Raw genomic sequence first — 208 nt, 5'->3', positions numbered from 1 at the left:
ATTAGTAGGCGTATCGATAAAAGGACAAGCACAATTAGGCGCAGTAACCATTAAGGTGTCTTGACACGATCCATTAACAGCACTAGTTGCAGTAATTGTAATATCCGTTCCAGCAGGAACACCAGTAATAGAGTTCCCAGTAACAGTTCCTGCAGAGGTCGTAATAACAGCAGAAGCAGGAGAAATGCTAAAAGAAACATCGTAAGTT

1 protein-coding gene is annotated in these 208 nt (G+C 41.3%); it reads right to left on the bottom strand.

What is annotated here, in order from left to right; genetic code table 11:
• The coding region (locus ACVC08_RS00665; RefSeq protein ID WP_452600581.1) for a hypothetical protein at positions 1–208 on the bottom strand (208 nt) is incomplete at both ends.

The organism is Pontimicrobium sp. MEBiC06410 (assembly GCF_053601615.1).
This window is presented reverse-complemented; position numbering and strand designations above follow the sequence as displayed.